We start from the raw sequence: 21,328 nt of genomic DNA, 5'->3' as shown, positions 1-21,328 counted from the left end.
GTTACATTACTGTTTCACATCATTGACCCAATTGAAATCTTTAAACCATTTGTTCTGGGAGGCTAATTCTTCCGTGCTTCCAAGGTATTCGTATAGGAAAGAGTTAAGCCATTGAACTGCTTGAAGATCGCCATTAGGAACCATGACACCTAGGTTCTCTTTACTTGCAAGTTCATAAATACCGCGTACACCCGATTGCATCTTTTCAGTCATTCTGACTAGAGGTTCATCATAAATAACTGCATCAATATCGCCTTTTTTCAGTGCCATGACCGCTTCTGTATAATCATCAAAGTCTACAACAGTTGCTTTTTTAAGACTACCTTTTGCATATAAGGAACCGGTCGTTCCTTGTTGGGCACCAATTTTTTTCCCTTCTTTATCGAGATCTTGATAGGATTGGGATGTTGTATCTTTTGAGGAAACTAGTAAAACCTGTCCTGTTGCATAATAGGGATTACTGAAACTTACCGCTTTTGCCCGATCTCCGCGGATCGTGGTTGCAGCAATAACCATATCAATTTCTCCAGTTTGCAGAGCTGGAATTAGTGCCTCAAATTTGTATTGTTTAAACTCTACTTTTACGCCTAAAGATTTAGCAATAGCTCTCCCTAAATCCATATCATATCCGAGATAATTCCCTTTTTTATCAAGCATTTCAAATGAGAAATATCCTGGTGATGTTCCAATTACCAACTTTTTATTCTTTTGCACCTTATTTATGATAGATGGTGCAGAATTCTTACCATTTGTTTCTTGAGTGCACGCATTAAGAAACACCATTAGTAGACAAATGAAAGTAATGCTTAGTATTTTTTTTGCCATCTTTTACAGCCTCCTATTAATCATTCAATTTTAAGCCATTTTTAAACAACTGAATTAATCTGCAAATCTATCAAAATGAAATCTTCAACAAGTTTTAATTGTTGATTCACGTTTGATTAATGTCACGTCTAATTCATAAACATTATCTTCTTCAAGTAAACCGTTGATTTTGTTAATTAATAATTTTGCAGCCATTTGCCCCATTTCATATATTGGCTGTGCAATTGTTGTTAGTTCCGGTTGCGTAATTTCGGTCAGGTAAATGCCATCAAATCCGCACACTGCCACATCTTCCGAAACTTTCTTTCCCATCTGATATAAAGCCTTTAAAACACCAACAGCCATCAAATCATTCCCAGCAAAAATACCATCAATGTCTGGATGTTTTTCTAGGAGCATTTTTGTAGCTTCAAAGCCCCCACTAATTGTGAAGTGTCCGGGAACAAGTAATGTTGGGGAGTACCAAGAAAATGATTGAACCATCTCTTCATATCCATCAAGCCGATTTTTTGCAGTTTGATCACCAATAGGTCCGTATATATGTGCGATTTTCTTACAACCAATTTCTAACAAGTGGCTAACTGCCATTCGAGCTCCTTCCCGATTTTTAGCCCGAATAATACTACACGACTCCATTGTTGAGGAATAATCCAATACAACCAATGAAATGTCGTCTTTTTTCAACTGTTCTATATCCTCTAATCTCAAAGTGTTTGAAGCAAAAACAATTCCGTCTATGTATTTTTTTCGAAGCACTTCGATATACGACTGCTCCTTTGAAACAAGGCCATCCGAGTTACAAAGAATAACCGTAAATCCATTCGATTGAGCAACATCTTCCACAGCCCTAACGATATCCGAAAAGAATGGATTTGAGATGTTGGGAAGGATTAATGCAATCGTCTGTGTTTTTTTGCTTGCCAACCCCTGGGCTACTTGATTGGGCTCGTACTTTAATTGTTCCATCACTTTTTTTACTCTCTTTTGGGTTTCGGGATTAACGCTACTAACTTGATTGATAACTCGTGATACCGTTGCTACTGACACACCTGAAAGTTTTGCTACATCTCTAATAGTTGCCGCCACTTTTATAGATCACCGCCATAATAATGTAGAAACCGGTTTTTATATATATTTATAAAGGTTATTATATCAATGGTTCCACGCATTGTAACCGGTTACTTTAATATAAATATTATAATTTTCATAATTACGTGTCAAATGTTTTTTTAAAAGTTTCTGATATTTTTACTACAGGCCAGGATGCCAGTAAATATTCATCTCTATTAAAAGAGTAGTACTCAAAACCAATTTAAGGAAACCTTAGTATTTAAAAGCCCAATTCCACAGCACGATAATTGAGGATGGAACTTTCTCTGTTAGCCAAGGTATTAAAACTTATCTATTTTCACATTTGAAAGGCGGTTAGAGAAATCTGTTTCACTACATATGAACGACCCAAGGCGCTTTCCAAGGAATGATTTTACTTTCTGTTCCACATTGCCTGATTTGCGAATATCAGACATCATTGGCTGTTTATTGGCTCTCGTTTCCACGGATTGATTGAGCTGTGCTAAATAATTGACGGAGCAATCAAAATCTTTCGCCAATGTTTTAAAGGGATTTCGATATTTCTGTAACCTATAAATGGATATTTCCCCCGTATAATTCACTTGATTGAATCAATGTTAAGTAATCAATAAAAACGATTGATTTCTTGGTTGGAAATTCATTCATGAGCTTTCTTGTTTTCGCTCTCATTTCCACAACTGTTTGTCCTACCCCATCAAAAATCTGATTATTGGTTTCATCGAGATAAAATATTTTTAAAAAAGTTAATTTGTTGACATGTGCACATAAATGCATATAATAAAATCAGGCGGTGAGATTATGGGACTAAATCATGATCCAAATGAATGTAAGAAAATAATTGAGGACAATATTGATATTGAATTTTTCAGAGCAATATTCGACCCAGTTCGAAGTGAACTGTTGATATTCCTTTCTATTAAAGGGGAAATGACTATTGGGGAAATAGCAGAGCATTTTCCGCAAAATCGTTCAGTGATTTCTCGTCATCTAGATTATATGAACCGATTTAATATCGTACAGAGAAGAAAAGAAGGTCGCGAAGTTTACTACAAAGCAAATAAAAAATTCATTGTTGATACGTTTGAACAGACAACGAATAACATGAAAGCACTCATGAGCTTGAGCTTGAAATAGCATAGTGCTTTTCATTTTATACTATATGTGCATTCGTGCGCATCAAAACACAGGAGGGGGTTCTATCATGGAACAATCAAAAAGAAAATGGTGGGTTTTAACCACAGTTAGTATAACTGTATTTATGGCAGTTCTAGATATTACAATTGTGAATGTAGCATTACCAGAGATTCAAAAAAATTTTTCATCCAATTTTTCAAATCTACAATGGGTATTGAATGCTTATACTTTAGTGTATGCTGCGATGTTATTACCAGTCTCGAAATTAGGTGATATCATCGGTCGTAAAAAAGTTTTTCTATTGGGACTAGGTATCTTTGTGATAGGTTCTCTTACAAGTGGTATAGCAAGTAGTGACCTTTGGTTGAACATTTTTCGAGGCTTCCAAGGAATTGGTGGAGCAGCAATGATGTCTTTATCGCTAACGATTGTTACAGCATCCTTTCCTGAAAAACAAAGAGGTCTTGCATTAGGTATTTGGAGTAGTGCCGTTGGACTTGCTATTGCAGGTGGTCCACTTATTGGCGGTGCTTTAGTTGATAGTTTTGGTTGGCGATCCATCTTCCTAGTTAATATCCCTTTTGGTATTTTGGCTATCCTCTTAGGAATATTCTTCCTCCAAGAAAGTCAAATAAATAAAAATGGAAAAATTGATTTTTTAGGATTTGTTTTAAGTACAGCATTGATTTTTACTATGGTATTAGCCCTAATTCAAAAAGAAATGCATGAAAATTATTCATGGACGGATTGGCATATTTTAAGTTTACTAGGTTTATCGATACTTTTATTCATTGCTTTTATAATTACGGAAAGAAAAGTTAAACAGCCTATGATTGAATTATCCATTTTTAAAAATCGGACATTTAACGGCGCAAATATTGCGGCTTTTGTATTAGGTGCTGGTTTGTACGGTGGATTCACCTATCTTACCATTCTTATGCAAAATTATATGGGCTACTCTGCGTTTGAAACTGGAGTCAAAATGCTATTAATCAGCGGATTTACCATGATATTGGGACCAATAGCTGGGGTTATTTCTGGTAAAATCGGAGATCGTTGGTTAATTAGTGGTGCATTATTTATTGGAGCAATTGGGATCATTGTTATGCGTCAAATGACCAAAGTTCCTTTTGAATGGAGCTACTTAATGCCTGGGTTTGTCCTTTTAGGTATTAGTAATGCTTTAGTAAATCCGCCAATATCTAATGCGGCAATGAAATCGGTTGATAAAAAACACGTTGGAATGGCATCTGGTATTTTAAATGTATTCCGACAAGTAGGCATTTCCTTTGGTGTGGTAATGCTAGGAATTAAATTGACGGAAGGATATAACCATTCATTGGATACACATATTATGGGGATTCAAAATATTCCTTCAGAATTTAAACATCAACTGCTAGATGTTTTTCATAAAACAGGAGCTTTTGCTGGCTCACGAATTTTTGATAGTAAACAAGCAGAAGTATTCAAACAAATGCCAGCTTTTGATGACATTAAGACTATTGTCTTTAATGCTTTCAACGCTGGTATGAAAGATGTGGATTTGCTCATTGCTATTCTTTTACTCATTGGATCCATTGCAAGTGCTATTTTGATTAAAACAAAAAAGAAACTTGAGTAATAAATCGGACATGGGAAGTTAAGTCTGAGATTGTATATTTAATAGATTCATGTTCTTATTGTTTAGCCTGATTCTTGCTTTATGTCGTAGTTTTCTAAGCGTTAGTCTTCTGCATTTGATGGTCAGATGTGGCATTGAAAAGTATTATGAAAAAACTTATTCTGGGGCAAATAAAAAGAATCCGTTTTGAAAAAAATGGATTCTTCTATTATAAAATAGTATACACTTTTTATAAAAAAGATTGATCATTTTCATCCCATGATCTTCCGCAATCGTCCACTTCTCCGGAAGAGCCTTACCAATTTTTCCGAGAGGGTAATCTGAAGGGCATTTTTTAATAACTTATTTAAAAAATAGAAAAGCATCGAAATGAATAATCCTCAATGTATGCTTCATTTATCTCTTATTTGATCGCATATTATAATCCCTCTCAACCCCATTCTTCCAACTCCGATCAATCTTTTTCCCACCACGAATATTAATAACTGCTTCATTAATCGCTTCATAGCTCAATTGAGTTCCAACCTTGTCAGCATGATAATCCACTGCAAAATCCTTATCAATTCCAAATCGTGAAGCAGTTGATACTGCATCAATATTCGCGCCTAAGAAGATAAATTCCCAACCGAATTTCTCTTTTTGATGTTGAATCATATTCTTTATTTTGTCTGTTGTGTATTCCTTGCTGGCATTTTCCATCCCATCGGTGGTAATGACGAAAAGCACCTTTTCTGCTTGTTCATTCGGACTTGTTCTTTTTTGGACATTAATGATCTTTTGAATGGTAGAACCAATTGCATCCAATAGTGCAGTACTTCCTCCTACTTCATAATCTCTTTCCGTAATTGGCGCTATGCCTTTTATATTGATGCGATCATGCAATAATTCGTATAGGTGATTAAATAATACGGTCGTAACTATTGCTTCTCCTTCTGCTTTTTGTTGTTTTGTTAGCATTGAATTGTAGCCACCAATAGTATCGGCCTCAAGCCCTGCCATAGAGCCGCTTTTGTCTAAAATAAACACTAATTCTGTTACATTCTTTTTCATCCTTATCATCCTCCGTTCTTTGATGATCTTAGGATAACAAGAAATAAATAAAAAAAGGTCGCTTCGAAAGCGACATTTCACGAACCTAGCAAAGACTTACTTCCAAATCACTTTGGTTGTTATTTCATGTACACTTGATGGCTAAGTTTCTTTTGGTTTGGCTGTTTTCGCATAGTTGGTTGCTTTCTTGACCACACTATTAAAAGATAGTTTTTATGTTTCGTATTTCTATATAGTTTTAGGATTACATGGAACCAACTCAGCCAATGCTTCTTGTGATAGTCCCGCTTTTAGACGATATTTCTTTAGCTCTTCACCAAATAGTAGATTCATTATGATTCACCTTATCATTGTTTATCTATAGTATAAGTTGTTTAATAGCAGCATGCCTTTGCTAAATTGGTTGTTGACAAATGCAATACAACAGTGTATTTGATCATCCTTTTAAAAATTATATCTCAATTCTTTAGAAGTAAATTGTATTTTTATTTATTTTATCAAAAGGCTCTTTTCGTAAAGATTGTTATTTTTAATTGATTTACCGTTTTCGAAATTTTCTGTTATGATAAAGTAAAATGGTTAACAATTGGAGGTGCTTATGAAAAGAATAATGTTGTTATCGCTATTACTAATATTTATGATTTCTTCCTCAGTTCAAGCGTTGTCCTGGGCTTATCCTTTTGTTGTTTGGAAGGGAAAGGTTTATGAAGTTAAGCAAGAAAAAATTCTCCTAGACAGCAAGATTGGTAAAATCATAGGGGAAGTAAAGACCAAACCAAATGATATGACTGGAGATTATTACGGAAATGCTTCAAACTATTACCCGAAAGGAACAAAATATTATGAAATAAAAGGGACATCAACATCTACTGCAATAGCAATAAATGAAGAGAATCAGTGGGTAAAGGCTGTTTATGTTCATAATGCACCTTTTCACATAATGAATATAATATCTAATTTTTATTTCATATCTGCTGTAATAATAATTCCACTTATTATAGTCGGAGTTATATTGCGAAATAAGAAATTAATAAATCAACGATAATATATAAGCCAACTTATTTTTGATCTCTTTTTTGAGGTCTTTTATTATGCACTTTTCAAGAGTTCAACCGTAGCACGGTTTGATTTTTGACACGCTGAAATAAGAATTTGTTCTACTCGTTTATCAAATGAAAAGCTTTTCCCTAATTCAAGTCAACGGAACCAATAAAGGTAGTTATCAAGATATTTAGTAGCCACAACTTGAAACCCCAAAAGAAACTCTATAAGTTTTTTCATAGCAAAGAATTTTTCAACACCCTTATTCCAATGAAATCCCCCTAGTGGGGAAGAGAAGAGTATTAGTTAGTTTTGATTATTAATATTTTAATCACAAAAAAAGCGTACCTTTAGTTAAATACCATTGCGCTTTTATGTCATTTTAGTACATCCTTTATTATTAAATGCCTATTATAAAAATATTTTTAAAGGTTAGGATAAATCTGACACTTCCTGTTAATCAGCTAATTCAAACGACCTTGACCCTTTAATTTTTCATTTTTGAAAAAAAATGAGAGTTCAAGTGGAGGAGTGGTCTTCGTGGGGACGGTATAATTCATTTGAGTGGGTCGGGGATAGTTCTATCATCTATTAGGTGGTATAATTCAAGAGTCAGACACATTTCCTAAGGCTCGCTCCGGTGACTAATACCACCCATATTCCATCCCTACCCTGTTCTACTTATAATCTTTGCTAGTCAAATAAAGCTGTAGATTTTCAAATAATTATTTTATGTTATCATGTATCTAAATATCGTTTCAGAGGTGTAAAATGGCTTCCACAAAGCGTAGAATTTTAGAAAATGTAATCATTACAAACCTCCCCTATTCCAATAATATCCTGCCGAAAGGTACAAGAAAAAAGTTAAGAACAATTAGGAATAAAGTAACGGGCTTTGAACCTGTACGGCTTCATGAGCTGCTTTCTAAACAATATGGAGCAAATAAATATAGACTCCAAAAATTTAAGAATAATATGTATGTAGAGATACCTATAAGTACAAATATATCAGACTTAGATTTTCTAGTTGCATATGAACATGAGAGAATTATTGTCATGGAGCAGGAACATCAAAAAACAAAAGCAAAAAATACTGTAGCAAATGAATCAAAAACAACAGCTACATATAATGAAAATTATGTTAATTTTGACGAATCGGTAAAGGTTAATAAAAAGAAAGTTAAGTCGGTTGAGAATGAAGATAAACCATTTAACCCTATTCGAGAACCACCACAAAATACATTAGCTTCATTAAAAACTGTATTGACACCAACAGCAGATTCATTAGTAAGTCTCGGTAATAAAAAGCCAATGAAACTAAAAAGGACTCTCAATCTCATAAACAGAGATACTAGTTTAGTAAAGAAGATGAAGGCATTATACCAAAACACCTGTCAAGTTTGTGGAGAAAAAATCCAAATAGGTTTAAACATGTTTGCATCAGAAGTACATCACATTAGACCTCTTGGAAAACATAATGGGTCGGACACTTCTGATAATGCAATTGTGCTTTGCCCTAATCATCACTTAATGTTTGATAGAGGAGCTATCACAATTGACATAACCCACAAAAAAGTCTTTCACATCGATAGTAATAACACAATCTACGAACAAAAATTAATGTTAATTCACGAGCTTAATGAAAAGAATATTGCGTATCATAATGAAAATATATTTGGGAAGACTCATTAGTACTTAAAAATACTAATTTAAGAGAATTATTACTTCCATTTATTTATTTTAACGCTGGACTTGTTCAATAGACTTATCCGTTAGTAGAGAAGGAAAGAGTGGCGCCTTCCTAAAGCACCACCCCTTCCTTTCAGTGTATTTTTAACATTTGCTGTTGCTTTACGAAAAAATACTGTTTTAAATTTCATTTGGTACTTCATTGACAAACACACATCCGACATCTTCATGTAATCCCCTTAATATATTAGATAAATCAATATCATTCTGTTGTAAAAAACAACAGATACAGGCAAGGTAGTCATTATAAACAAAGCTAACGTACCTATATATTCTTTCAGGGCTTCCGAATTAAATGACGGTTCTTTCAAAGAACTGTGTCCATCAGGCGTTATATGAAAAAATGCACCAGTGAATCAGGCTCTAGTCTAAAATGGGAAGCGTGTTCATTTAGATATTTACGTATCTGCATATATTTACCTTGAATTTTTTACGCAATTTCCCCAGCTTGAGGTAGTTTTTTATTCTTTTTGGGTAGAAAAAGATGAAATATGTTCTCTTTTTCACCATGGCAATTTGTTCCCCGATTCCCATGGTCCTCCTCCATAAATATTTTTTGTCAGCTAGAACAAACCAATGCAATATCTTCTACCCTTGTCTTTTGACCATCTCCCAGTTCTGTGACTGGGATCGTGTGATGATCTCCAATAAAGTCTTCCACAATCTCACCATATTTTCCGTATAAGTCACAGCCACAGATCTAACAGGAGAGTCTTCAAAGTTTATCCTTGAACCTTTGCTTTGCAAGTTTTAATAACTTGAGAGTTGCTTTCTTTAACTATATATTGTTTAAGCTTCTTCCCCTATCATCTATTGAAATCCCTACATTTCCTGTGAATTTTCGAGCTTAAAACTATTGTTTAATACCATACTTAATAAGAACACGTAGGATCTAGCCAAATACCCTTTATATAAAAAATAATCCATGAAAAAAGAAGAGCCATGTGATTAGCTCTTCTTAATCATTTCGAACCTATATCCATGATACAATTTACCTTGTTTTGCAATTCTTGTTAAAAGGTTCTTTCCCGAATTTCGGTTTTTAGTCAACTTTTGCTCAATCATCCAATCATAAGCTTCTTGACATGAATTAAATGTAAAAAGTAACTGGTTAAATTCATTAAATACTTTTACATATTTTGATTGAGGGTGTTTATTACCTTTCTTCATTTCACTAAGATTAGCTTTTGTCTCTTCTGAATGTCTGAATGTCTTACGCTTCTCTCTTAGCTTTTCTTTGGTTTCTTCTGAATGGTGCTTTCCATAAAAATGATTGTTTTCACCACTAATAGAAAGACCTTGTTTTCTTCTGGATTCTTCGGTTCTGACTCTACCTGTAGCCAATTTTCTTATCGTCTCTTTAACTTCATCTGTGTGTGACTTTCCATAAAACGGATTACCTTCACCAGCAAACAATTCACTATATCGTTGTTTTCGCTCATCTGGTACACGCTTACCATACATATGATTATTAGAACCTTTCATTCTTTCGCTCTTATCATTCACCCATTTTGTATAGGTATCCTCATCCATCCATTCTTTTGGAGTTTTACCGTACATCGGATTATTTTCACCTGAAAGGGCAATACTTCTCTTTTTTATAGTCTCATCACTTGGAGTAATTCCATAGTTCGGATTATTACTACCTGTTTTTGCAATACTCTGCTTCTTTCTAGTATCTTCACTAACTACTTTATTAGCGTTTCCGCCACCCTCAATATTAAAACCTAAGCGCTTATTAGACGAGTCATAATAGTTAATCCAGTTAACTTCCTTTTCATCCACAATGTCAATGGAACATATTTCAATAAGGGAATGCACGAAATTATCTTCACCATACTTATTCCAAGCTCTCTGTAATAAAATTGAATGGTGTCTATTATTTCTCAAATCATTTTTATGTTCTTTCCAACGTTTCTCTAAAGCTTTTGTTTGCCCTATATAAACCTTTTTATTTACGATACACTCAATCTTGTATATAAAAAATAGTTCCATAATACCAACCACTCCTTCTTACAACCTGTTTATAGAAGGTTATATTTCAATTTTAGGATTATATGCTAAATCTAAAGACTAGTAAAAAAGAGAAGTCAATTAGCTACCCTTACAAAACAAAGTTCTCCAAAACATTTTCAATTTCCTCCTCCGTGATCCCTATATATCTTAATGTGATTTCTGGATGGCTATGATTTTATAAAGCTTGGAGTTTTGCAACATCCTTTGTCTATTTGTAAAACCAGTAACCAAATGTCTTCCTCATGCTGTGCGTTCCGATCGAATCCACTCCAGCAAACTCTCCTACTTTATTTAATTGACGATATGCTTGGGTAGGTGATATTGGATTATCTCCTTTTCTCGAAGGGAATAACTAATCTGATTCAACTGTGTTTATATCCCCTTGCACTTCATCATAAATGTTAGAAATATTGATAGTTCTACTCTTTTTTGTTTTACCTTCTTGGATGATCAATTTCTTTTTGCGCTTTAAGTCTTTTACTTTCAAACTAAGTAGATCACCAACTCTTAATCCTGTATTTATTCCAATAAGGAACAAAATATAATCCCGCCCACCACAATGTCTTCTTAATGCCCATTTCATATCTCCTATTTGTCGCTTATCTCGGATAGGTTGAACGTCTTTAATTTGATTCATATTCCCATCCACTCCTATATTTTCTTTAAAATCAATATTTTGAATGTACTATTTTTTCTATATTTTATATTTTAGGAGTAAAATAGATCCAACTCAATTAAATCAACAGTTTGAATGTTAGTTTTTAATATTTTCTTACATTCATTACTACCTAGTCTTTGTTAAAAAATAAATTAAACTTAATTGAGTATATTTGCTAAAATCAAATTCAATTAAGGAACTTTTTAGATCCTAATAGAATTGTAAGACAAAATAAAAAAAGCGGATTATCCGCTTCTTAGTTTTTTAGTATCTTATTTATAAATGCTATCAAACATGGTTTCTAGTATTGAAAGGTCACAGCGACATTTCACGAACCTAGCAATTGTTGGTCAAAAGTAAATAATACTTCATTTATTTCATATATATTGTATTGTTCATATTCCAAAAAATACATGATAATCACGTCGAATTTACTACTACGTGACAAAGTGTATCCAGCGGTTGATAAGAGTTCCAATGTTTCTTCCAACCCTAATTTTAATGCAATTGCAAAAGCAACGACCGTTCTTTTCGTTGGTGTATAATCTACGCTGTTCCGAATTTTAGAGAACAATTTCCGGTCAATATTTGCTTGTTTATATGCTTCAACATCTGTCATACCTTTTTCATCAATGAAGCGAAGCAGGCGAACGGAAAAGGATTCCTCCAGCTGATTCAATTGGAATTCTAGTGGGCTGATTTCTGCTTCTATTTTATTGTGCTGGTGAATTTCCCTTGCCTTCAAACTCTCCATTACATTGAATTGTTCGATACGTTTGCGTGCGAATTTCACTTCAACTTCTTCGACATAATGCTCATCAATATATTGATGGATGGAAGTAAACAGCTTCTTGCTTATCCCAAAGGATTGTTTATCAAAAACAACTAGATACACAAGCATGTCATGTTTCATTAAAAAGGAACTAATGGTGGATACGGCAATTTGCAAAGCTTCCTCTTTTGGATATCCATATATTCCGGTTGAAATTAATGGAAAAGCAATAGACTCACATTGATGTTCCTTTGCTAGTTTCAAAGAGTTATTGTAAGATGCCTTTAATAGCTCCGCTTCTTGATTTTGTCCCCCATTCCAAATAGGTCCTGGGGTGTGGATGATATATTTAGCATCTAGCTGAAATCCATCGGTAATAACTGCTTCTCCAACCTTACACCCACCGATTAAATCACATGCTTCCTGAAGTTCACTTGCACCCGCAGCTTGAAAGATTGCACCACAAACACCACCACCCATTTTCAAATCTGTATTGGCAGCATTCACAATCGCAGCTACTTTCATTTTGGTAATATCTTGACGAATTAATTCTAACGGCATTCTTCTTTACTCCCTTCCAAAAGAAACAATTGTCTATTATTACAAGATTCATTGTTATTTGAATATAATCAAGAAACTATCCGGAATTCAATTTCCACTTACCTTGATAAAAAAGACCAAACAGGGTCTTTTTTATCATCATATATTAATAGCCTACCATCTTTAATCGCTTTTTCTCCGTTCTTTCAATCGCCTTTTCCAAGTCTTCTGAAAGCCTCATAGATTCCTTCAGTTCAAGCCATTTTACCAACGTTTTCAATGTACTTAGAAAATCCTTGACCTGTGTCTTGCTTACGTATTCAAACAGATCAAAGTAATCTTTTGTAATGATTCGCTCCCATTGTTTTTGGGTAATTTCATCCCATCTTTCTAACGAATAAGCTTCAAGAATCTCACGTAAATCATATAAACTATTTACATATTTCCTTACAGTATTTTCACTTTTGCCATTTGTTTTTTCTTGAAAAAACCTCACTAATGACTTTGCATAAAAGTTGTCAATGGTAGCCGGAGTAAATCCTAAATTCTCGTAAAAAGGAATATCTTCGTTTTTTATTAACGGTTGTTTACGCGGTGGTTTGATTGGTATAATAGTAGACTTTCGCTTTTCTCCTCCTGTGACAAAAGGAGATAATGGAAGTCCAAGTTTTTTTCGGACTGTATTAAAATCCGCGGTAATTTCTACTTTTTCAAAATCTCTTTTTACAACTTGATATAAATTATATTCAAGTTGTTTTAACCACGTATCAACTTCATCAGCTCGACCATCATCTACCATTGCACGTGCTGAAAGTGTATCGAACATTGGGATTGGTATATCGTTTTCCCAATTTAGGTTGTTTTGAGCATAGATGCCAAAATATTTCGGTGTATCCTCACTGAATAGTACTGCTATATTTTTCACTTCAATATGGAAAGAAATAATACGTGATTCTACCTTTTCATTAGTCAACTCAAGAGCCGTTTTCAACTTATAAACCTTTTGTTTAAATAGTTGAAGGGTATCTTTATCATAACAATCAAATTGGAGCATCCTTTTCTTTAATGAGATGGTGCCTAAACTTTCAGCTAATATTGCTTTTCCTTCCATTTCATTGTCAGTGTATTCCTTCCAGTTACATAGCCAACTTATATTTTTGTCATGTTTCTCCCAGTAATCGATGGAGAATTCCGTTTCTTCTTGTAAAAAATCAATAACGATATCCTCATCTCTAACTTGATACTGAACTGTGTAGTGATGGAATTCCTTTTCTTTTTGATCAATATAATAACCTGGTAGATCTTTTAAAAATTCCCCAAGAATTTCAGGGTAATAGTGAAAGAGAACGTATTCTCGGCTGGATTTCGTCTCTTCCATTAATTTTTGAATAAAGACATTGATATTGCTTATATGTTGTGGTCCAACAAATATTCTGACACCATTAAAGTAGTCTTGATTATCAAAATGTTCGATTAAACTGATTGTACCAAACCATGGTGCAAAATCAGTTACATATTGTTTATTATCAAAAATTGTAAAGTGTTCCTTTGTGCTTACCTCTTCAAAAAGAATTTCCGTGTCGGATTTCCCAATAGCCTGGACTACTTTTGGAGTCAGATTCGTCCATTTTGCAACCAATGTTCTTTCTTCCTGAGTTAGATGGATTTCATTTTCTTTTTGAAACCATTCAATTCCACGAAGACCATTTTCATAAACATGAAAGAAATTGAGCCAATATTGAAAAAATGCTATTTCACTTTCATCTGAAATTTTCGATTGCGTTCTTTTTCGGAAATCAGTATGTAATTGAAACATTTGCTTTCTCGGAATTTTTCTTTCTAAAAAACTTATCAATTTCAATAGAAGTTCATGTCTTTCCTGTAGAAAACGTTCTTCTTTCACTTCACTGATTTGCACAACTTTTTCCTTTAATAAACAGCATTTCTTATATTTCTTACCACTTCCACAAGGACATGGATCATTTCGATTTACTTTCATTATTTCACCTTCATTTTCCAGTTTGGTAGTTTATAAACTTTTAACATGAGTATTATTATGTTCTATGATAGTAAAATGGATATGCATGGTCAAATACAGATAGTAGTTCCTTGATTTATGAATCAATTTTGATTTCATGCACGATTAAATATGACTATGTAAAAATATAATTTGATTAATCATACAATAATAAAAAAGCACCGTTTCTCCATGTTTAAATGGAGAAACGATGCTTTACTTTCTCTAATAGAAAACTAATTGTAATCCATTATAGTATTTCTATATACCCCTCTGTTCCATTCACTCTGATCCTTTGTCCATCCTTGATTAACTTCGTAGCATTTTCTACTCCGACTACTGCTGGTAAGCCATAATCACGTGCGATAACTGCTCCATGAGTCATCAGACCGCCAACTTCGGTGACTAAGCCTTTTATAGATACAAACAATGGCGTCCAGCTAGGATCAGTAAAGGTGGTTACTAAAATATCTCCATCTTCCAAATCAGCATCTTCCATGTTTAGGATGACACGTGCTCTTCCCTCTTTTACTCCGGAAGAAACAGGTAGACCTACAATGGCTTCTGTTGGGAGATTTTCTCGTTTGTACTTACCAACAATGATTTCACCATCAGAAGTGATGACACGTGGAGGAGTTAGTTTTTCATATAATTTATATTCGTCTTTTCGCTTGTTAATAATCTCGTAATCCAGTTTATTTGTACGTACGACTTCATGAAGTTCTTCAAAGCTGAGATAGTATATATCTTCTGCTTCCTGAATAATATTGGCTTGAATGAGTTGTTCCGCTTCTTTCAGCAAAGCCTGTTTATATACGAAGTAGCGGCTAATCATTCCATATTTCGGATACTCCCTATATCCACTGAAATCTCGGATTAGGTTAATCATTTGTTTTGTTTCTTCAGCCTTTTGTTCACCATCCGGTAATTGTTTCAGTCGTTTTAATAATTCTTGTTCTTTTTCTAAAGCAACACGCTTCCCTTGCTCAAATTTCCGCTGGCTGGCATCAGGCTCAAAGTTTTTGATATTACTGAGAATCATCGGGACAAGTGTAACTGGCTTTTCAATCCATCGGGTTTTAGTAATATCGATCTCCCCAGCACATCGCATTCCATATTTGCTAAGGTAAGTATGGATAGCATCTTGGACTTCCTTCCCACCATCAAACTTTACGAGTTCTTCCAAAAAGCTGTCATCTTTTACATGTTGTAAATACGCAATTATTTCTGGAAATGGACGAATGACATCTGCAACATCCATTAGCTCCAAACCCATTTCCGAAGTGATATTGTTTGGTACCGATTGAGAAAGCGCATCTGCTACGTTAATTTCGCCTAACCACTGGTTCATTTTTTCATTGATCCATGATGCAGCATTCATACCTATCCTTATCACAGCAGAACTGTTTGGGTTAAATAGAATTTTCTTTAATTGTTTGATATCTTCTTGAATGAAATGAAGTAACTCAGCTCCTGATTTCGTTTCGATGTTTCGTTTTAATTCATCTATTGATGTTTGACTACTCTTAATTAACTCTAGAACGATAGTAGGATCGTTTTTGATTTCTGTTAAAAAGTCCTCTGACTTACCATTATTGACTGGATTGGAGCTTTGCACTTTATCATCTTCTGGTAACATTTTTATAAATTTTTCTCGCTCTACTATGGTCGTTAATGCTTCTTTGGTAAGAGGTTCGTGTTGTTCCATTAGATTTAAAAAGTTTTTTTGTCTGGAGGGTGAAGCGAGATGATGTGTGGCATCAGCAAACAACCTTCCGCCCGCCACTCGCATTGGTGCAGGAGTCGTTAATAGATAAAATGATAATCCTAGTGGTTTCATAGGATCAGTCATCATTTGTTGATGTCCGACAGATAAGTAAACGTGATTTTCTTGATCATTCGATTCAGGGATGGGGTATAAAGTTGTAATTGGACGACTCTGAACAATATGAAATGTATCATCCACCAAACACCATTCGATATCTTGTGGCTGCCCGAAATAAGCTTCGATCTGTCTGCCAATGCGTTCCAGTTGTAAAATTTGTAGTTCTGAAAGTGTTTGAATCTTTTGCTGATATGGAGCGATCTGCTTTGACTCTGTTCCGCCTTCCTTTCGTCCATAAATAGCCAATTTTTTGGTTGCGATCATCTTCTCGATGATTTTTCCATCCTGTACTTTATAACAATCAGGAGTTACCAAGCCCGATACTAGTGCTTCACCAAGTCCAAAACTGGCGTCGATTGATAGTACCTTTCGATTAGAGGTAATCGGATCAGCGGTAAATAAAGTCCCAGAAGCCTGTGGAAATATCATCTTTTGAACGATAACGGACAAATAAACTTGTCTGTGGTCAAATTCGTTTTGCATACGATAAATCACTGCACGATCAGTAAATAGAGAAGCCCAGCACATACTAATATGCTGTAAAATAGCAGCTTCTCCTTTGATGTTTAGATAGGTATCTTGTTGTCCAGCAAAAGAGGCATGTTGCAAATCTTCAGCGGTCGCACTAGAACGCACGGCATATGCTTGTTCCTCACCAAACTGGGAGAGATAGTCAGTAACTGCTTTTACGACATCGGTAGGAATTTCTGCTTCCATAATAATTTGTCGAATCTTCCTGCTAATTTCACCAATTTGATCACGTTCCTCTACTTTTAGCGTTGCTAGTTGATTCAACAAATCATGAAACGTTTCGTTTTGTTCGATAGCTTTCTGATATCCCACTGTCGTAATACAAAATCCTTCTGGTACTTGTATTCCTTGGATTCTTGATAATTCCCCTAAATGTAACCCTTTTCCGCCAACAAGAAAAAGCTGCGTTTTTTCTATTTCCTGAAAACCGAGAACCAAAGAAGTCATTCTGTATCTCTCCTCCACATTAATATTCTTCTGATTTTAGCAGTAGTAAATGGGAATAAACAGTCTATTTTAACCATTTTTTATATGATATAATTAACTTAGGAGGAGAACAAAAAATAGATTTTACTACCATGCAGTAGTAAGTTGATAGTTCGGTTCAACAATGGAATGTATTTTTTTTAGAACTGGCACTATTAGTTTACATAACATTATTATTGGATATTCAGGTGAAGGTATTTCCTTCTCCCCAATTACACACTGAAAACTCCGCCGCATATTTGCATTGCTGTATTGGCTGCATTTACTATTGCAACGACTTCCATATGTTATAACTTAATGAATTAGTTCTAACGGCACCTTTCTTCCTCTTTCCAAAAAGAAACAATATCAGGAACCGTCCTCTTATTTCTTAACTCTCTCTTGAGCACAGATTATAATCCGATTTCCAAATCCTATCAATCTTTATCCCACCACAAAGATTAAGCACAGCTTCATTATTTACAACATTACTTACCTTCGATCATACCCGGTCCGCATTTTAATCAACTGCAAAATCCTCATCAATTCCAAATCGTACAATGGTTGAAATGGCATCGATATTCGCTCCAAGGAAAATGAACCCCCAGCTGTATTTCTCTTTTTGACAATGAATGTAGTTAGCTGGTATATGAATTAAGAAAGGAGACAACCTTTTCAGTTACTTTTGTGAACCTCTTACATTTCCCATTTTTATAAGTGCAGCACTTAGAATCTTTACACCAATTAATAGTGAATCTAAGTTAAAAGTCATTTTAGGATGATGCAAACTTGGGGATAATCCAGTCCCTAATCCAATCATTGTTGCTTCTAGGTGTGGGAATGATGATTTATAAAAATGAAAATCTTCCCCCCCTGGAGATATGATACCTGGTGAAAAGCCATTTTCACCAAGAACAGCAATTATAGCTTCTTTAACAATTTCTTCTAGCTCCGAACTTTTTTCAGCGGCGACCATTGAAGCAAGAGGTTCTAAATTTACTTCGGATTTGTTCACGGATCCCGCAGTTAAAACTGCATGCCTAATATCTTTTAAAAGCTGTTCCATCACAACATTCTGTTCTGCACGTACATCAATTCCAAATTCTGCGTAATCAGGAATTATGTTCAGATTGTCTCCACCTGCTTTTACCATTGTTACTTTTGCTGAAGCTGAAACGGTTGGATCAATCTTCACTGAGTTAACGGCATGAATAATCGCACTAAGGGAATCCACTACATTTATCCCAAGATCCGGCCTCGACCCATGGGACTGAACACCTTTGATACTTCCTTTTAATAGAGTGGTAGCTCCATGATAAATGGCTGGGGCTGCCTGACCATAATTTAACTCTTGCATAGGTCGTACATGGATTCCAAGCAAATAATCGAGATCATCAATGACTCCTGATTGAATAATTGCTTGTGCTCCTTTCCCAGATTCCTCCGCAGGTTGAAAAATAATTTTGATTAATCCTTTTGGTTGGAAGCCAACTTCTTTTAAACTAGCTATCGCATAAAGAACCATTGTCATATGTGCATCATGACCACAAGAGTGGTTGGCTTTCCATCCACCATCGACAAGCTGCCACAATGCATCGATGTCCGCTCTTATCCCAATGGTCGGGCCATCCCCTTTATTCCCCCAATAACCGACAACACCCGTATGATCTTGAAACGTTTCGTAATGGATTCCTAACTCCTTTAACTGTGTACACAGAAATGTAGTTGTCTTAAACTCCTTCCAACTCACCTCAGCATTAGCATGTAAAAAATGATAGGTTTTTTTGATTACTTCTTCATGTTCTGAAACCCATGAATGTATCTCTTCAATCATTACATTCCTCCCATAGTTGCATAATCTTTTTGATGAGTCTTTACAAAGTTTAGCATTGATTGTAATCGTGCAATCCTTAAACTAGGCTTTCCATATTGCAGCAAACCATGACTAGAATCGGGAATACGAACAAATTCAACTTCTCCCCCGCGTCGTTTAATATGCGAATAGAACTGCTCAGCCTGTTCGATTGGACATCTCAAATCATCCTCATTATGAAGAAGCATTAGTGGTGTTTTAACATTATCCACATATGCGAGCGGAGAGAATTTCCAAAGAGTTTCAAAATCTGTTTTACCTAAAAACTCTTGCTTTATAAAAGTCGGAGAAATATCGCTTGTTCCATCCATTGAAATCCAATTGGAAATACTGCCCTCCGATACCGCAGCAATAAAACGGTTAGTATGGGTAACTAACCAATTTACCATGAATCCACCGTAACTGATACCATTAACAGCTACTTGTTTTTTATCTAGGAAATCAAATTGATTAATCGCTACATCTAATCCATTCAAAATATCCGCCATATCCTTACCGCCATAATCGCCACATACTGCGTTAGTAAATTCCTCACCAAATCCTGAACTACCACGCGGATTAATATAGACAACGGCAAATCCTTGTGCCGCAAAAACTTGCATCTGGTGAAAATAACTAAACCCAAAAGTAGAGTGTGGACCTCCGTGAATATCTAATAGAACTGGATATTTTTTGTCTGGATCAAAATGAACGGGTTTAAGGACGAATCCTTGAATTTTCCAATCATCTTTCGACTGAAACGAAAAGACTTCAGGAATACTTACGATAAGTTCTGATAATAATTGGTCATTGCAATCATCCAGTCGAACTTCATGATCAGGAAAGAATAGCATTTTCTGATGTGAAAAATCCTCATTTGGTTTTCGGGTTTCAATCTCGGTTCCACTGTCATTAACAACTTTAACTGCTGCAACCTTTCCTGGATGATTAACGCTCGAATATGCAAACGCAAACGTTCGCTCCCCATCGTATGAAAAGTGAAAAATAGTCCGGTCACCACCTATTACAACTGATGCTTTTATCAAAGGTTCAGCGATTGAAAACCTGACAATTTCATTACGGCCATTTCGTGTACCAAGTGCGAAGACATGCTTACTATTGTTTGACCATTGAGGGCGGAGGGAATATCTTATGTACCGCATGTCAGTAAAGATCATATCACTAAGGGTATCAGGATAGTGTTGACTAACACATCTTGCTTCACCGCCATTTACAGGCATGATGAATAATTGATTATGATTAGCACGATAAGCAAAAAAAGCTAGCCACTTTCCATCAGGGGAAAAAGATGGTGAACTCACTTTGGCATTATCGTATAACATTTCAACATTGCCACCAGAAGTAGATACTTGGTAGATTTGTCCGCCAAAAAGTGGGTTTTCATCTTCCCTGCACGTAATAAAGGCAATGGTATTACCGTCAGAAGAAACATCCAATTCAGTTACATCATTTGTTCCGTTTGTTAATTGAAGGAATTCACCTGTGGTAACATCAATTCCGATTATTTGACGAACAAAAGGGATTTGTAAGCCGCCACCATCGTTTTTATAATATATACTTTTGTAAGTCTTAGATCCTTCCAGCCATTCTCTGTGCTCTTGACCTATTACATCTTTAGCCTCTTCAATAGAAATGGTTTCTGAAAAGACTTCCACATCTTTTCCCAACGCGACAGGTACAAGACCATAGATTTTTTCACCATCAGGGGACCATACAATGGAGCTTATTCCATGTCTGAACCTGGTTAAACAACGAGCCTCGCCTCCTTCTAAAGAGTGCAGCCAGACCTGTGTGTTGTATGAACGATTGGATAAAAAAGCAATCGTTTTTCCATTTGGTGACCAGACTGGATTACGATTGCTGGTTCCAGAGGATGTTAGCTTTCTTCTTGACTGCGAATGGATATCTGACAAATACAAATGTGTTTCATAATCATTTTCATGAGCGCATGCGACCGTTTTTTCGTATACAACAAATTGTCCATCAGGGGAAACGGAAGGACCGCTTGGCCATTCAAATTGATAAATATCTTCTGGTACCGTTGTCCTTTTACTCATAT

The 21,328-nt window shown here is 35.2% G+C and carries 15 protein-coding genes and 2 pseudogenes; 4 read left to right on the top strand and 13 right to left on the bottom strand.

The window, feature by feature from the left end; genetic code table 11:
• Window positions 1-6: 6 nt before the first annotated feature.
• The 4 genes from AC3WJF_RS02555 to AC3WJF_RS02540 form a co-directional block, all read right to left on the bottom strand.
• Window positions 7-825: a transporter substrate-binding domain-containing protein gene (locus AC3WJF_RS02555; protein WP_492449537.1), complete on the bottom strand. Its 819-nt coding sequence runs from the start codon at window positions 823-825 to the stop codon at window positions 7-9.
• 84 nt (window positions 826-909) lie between these two features.
• Window positions 910-1,911 carry a LacI family DNA-binding transcriptional regulator gene (locus tag AC3WJF_RS02550; RefSeq protein ID WP_492449536.1) on the bottom strand — a complete coding sequence of 334 codons (1,002 nt, stop codon included), beginning with the start codon at window positions 1,909-1,911 and terminating at the stop codon, window positions 910-912.
• Window positions 1,912-2,216: 305 nt separating this feature from the next.
• Window positions 2,217-2,498 carry a DnaB-like helicase C-terminal domain-containing protein gene (locus AC3WJF_RS02545; RefSeq protein WP_492449535.1) on the bottom strand — a complete coding sequence of 94 codons (282 nt, stop codon included), beginning with the start codon at window positions 2,496-2,498 and terminating at the stop codon, window positions 2,217-2,219.
• A complete protein-coding gene (locus AC3WJF_RS02540) occupies window positions 2,467-2,691 on the bottom strand; it encodes a hypothetical protein (protein ID WP_492449660.1) in 225 nt (74 codons plus the stop codon). Before AC3WJF_RS02540 ends, AC3WJF_RS02545 begins: the two co-directional genes overlap by 32 nt.
• 24 nt (window positions 2,692-2,715) lie before the next feature.
• Between AC3WJF_RS02540 and AC3WJF_RS02535 the strand changes: the two genes are divergently transcribed.
• Together AC3WJF_RS02535 and AC3WJF_RS02530 are read left to right on the top strand one after the other, a co-directional pair.
• Complete coding sequence (locus AC3WJF_RS02535) at window positions 2,716-3,051, top strand: ArsR/SmtB family transcription factor (RefSeq protein ID WP_492449534.1); 336 nt, start codon at window positions 2,716-2,718, stop codon at window positions 3,049-3,051.
• 67 nt (window positions 3,052-3,118) lie between these two features.
• Window positions 3,119-4,672, top strand: coding sequence for an MFS transporter (locus AC3WJF_RS02530; protein WP_492449533.1), 1,554 nt, complete (start codon window positions 3,119-3,121; stop codon window positions 4,670-4,672).
• Window positions 4,673-5,068: 396 nt separating this feature from the next.
• Here AC3WJF_RS02530 and AC3WJF_RS02525 read toward each other — a convergent pair whose 3' ends face one another.
• Window positions 5,069-5,722, bottom strand: coding sequence for a vWA domain-containing protein (locus AC3WJF_RS02525; protein ID WP_492449532.1), 654 nt, complete (start codon window positions 5,720-5,722; stop codon window positions 5,069-5,071).
• Between the two features lie 598 nt (window positions 5,723-6,320).
• On the opposite strand from AC3WJF_RS02525, the gene AC3WJF_RS02520 reads away from it, so the two are divergent.
• On the top strand, window positions 6,321-6,767 hold the full coding sequence (locus AC3WJF_RS02520; protein ID WP_492449531.1) for a hypothetical protein: 447 nt from the start codon (window positions 6,321-6,323) through the stop codon (window positions 6,765-6,767).
• A gap of 44 nt (window positions 6,768-6,811) precedes the next feature.
• Here the strand turns inward: AC3WJF_RS02520 and AC3WJF_RS02515 are convergent.
• Window positions 6,812-6,973: pseudogene (locus AC3WJF_RS02515) on the bottom strand (IS1595 family transposase); the annotation flags it as partial.
• A 561-nt stretch (window positions 6,974-7,534) separates the two neighbouring features.
• On the opposite strand from AC3WJF_RS02515, the gene AC3WJF_RS02510 reads away from it, so the two are divergent.
• Complete coding sequence (locus AC3WJF_RS02510; RefSeq protein WP_492449530.1) at window positions 7,535-8,455, top strand: HNH endonuclease; 921 nt, start codon at window positions 7,535-7,537, stop codon at window positions 8,453-8,455.
• 1,005 nt (window positions 8,456-9,460) lie between these two features.
• Here AC3WJF_RS02510 and AC3WJF_RS02505 read toward each other — a convergent pair.
• From AC3WJF_RS02505 to AC3WJF_RS02475, 7 genes and pseudogenes are all read right to left on the bottom strand, one after another.
• Window positions 9,461-10,507: an NUMOD3 domain-containing DNA-binding protein gene (locus AC3WJF_RS02505; RefSeq protein ID WP_492449529.1), complete on the bottom strand. Its 1,047-nt coding sequence runs from the start codon at window positions 10,505-10,507 to the stop codon at window positions 9,461-9,463.
• Between the two features lie 109 nt (window positions 10,508-10,616).
• A pseudogene (locus AC3WJF_RS02500) lies at window positions 10,617-11,165 on the bottom strand (tyrosine-type recombinase/integrase).
• A 349-nt stretch (window positions 11,166-11,514) separates the two neighbouring features.
• Complete coding sequence (locus tag AC3WJF_RS02495; protein WP_492449528.1) at window positions 11,515-12,519, bottom strand: macro domain-containing protein; 1,005 nt, start codon at window positions 12,517-12,519, stop codon at window positions 11,515-11,517.
• A 145-nt stretch (window positions 12,520-12,664) separates the two neighbouring features.
• Window positions 12,665-14,497: a YecA family protein gene (locus AC3WJF_RS02490; protein WP_492449527.1), complete on the bottom strand. Its 1,833-nt coding sequence runs from the start codon at window positions 14,495-14,497 to the stop codon at window positions 12,665-12,667.
• Window positions 14,498-14,765: 268 nt separating this feature from the next.
• Window positions 14,766-17,378 carry a phosphoenolpyruvate synthase gene (ppsA, locus tag AC3WJF_RS02485; protein WP_492449526.1) on the bottom strand — a complete coding sequence of 871 codons (2,613 nt, stop codon included), beginning with the start codon at window positions 17,376-17,378 and terminating at the stop codon, window positions 14,766-14,768.
• 697 nt (window positions 17,379-18,075) lie between these two features.
• On the bottom strand, window positions 18,076-19,230 hold the full coding sequence (locus AC3WJF_RS02480) for a M20 peptidase aminoacylase family protein (protein WP_492449525.1): 1,155 nt from the start codon (window positions 19,228-19,230) through the stop codon (window positions 18,076-18,078).
• A complete protein-coding gene (locus tag AC3WJF_RS02475; RefSeq protein WP_492449524.1) occupies window positions 19,230-21,326 on the bottom strand; it encodes a prolyl oligopeptidase family serine peptidase in 2,097 nt (698 codons plus the stop codon). Before AC3WJF_RS02475 ends, AC3WJF_RS02480 begins: the two co-directional genes overlap by 1 nt.
• Window positions 21,327-21,328: the final 2 nt, after the last annotated feature.

The sequence above is a fragment of the Heyndrickxia sp. FW510-T9 genome, from assembly GCF_058781025.1.
This window is presented reverse-complemented; position numbering and strand designations above follow the sequence as displayed.